At 70.1% G+C, this 234-nt stretch carries 1 pseudogene; it reads left to right on the top strand.

Annotated elements, in window-relative coordinates:
• Positions 1 to 215, top strand: a pseudogene (locus EOD29_RS35210) (hypothetical protein); the annotation flags it as partial.
• Positions 216 to 234: the final 19 nt, after the last annotated feature.

The raw sequence follows: 234 nt of genomic DNA, 5'->3' as shown, positions 1-234 counted from the left end.
CTGCCGTTCGCCCGCCCGTCCGGCGCGGCGTCGTGGCCGTCGCCCCTCGCCGCTACTGGCGTCCCGGCACCGCCATCGCCGCGGGTGCTGCCATCGGCTTCGTCGCCGGAGCTGCTGCCGTTTCATTGGCAGGTACGCCGCCGCAGTTTGGTCAATGCTGGTACTACACCTCGCCCGCCAAGACGACGGGTTTCTGGGACGTATGCCCGCGCTGAGCGGCTCGCAGAAAGACTG

The organism is Mesorhizobium sp. M1A.T.Ca.IN.004.03.1.1 (genome assembly GCF_003997555.1).
In the GTDB taxonomy this organism is placed as follows: Bacteria; Pseudomonadota; Alphaproteobacteria; order Rhizobiales; family Rhizobiaceae; genus Mesorhizobium.
The sequence above is the reverse complement of the archived record's forward strand: the minus strand, read 5'-3'. Positions and strand labels throughout refer to the sequence as shown.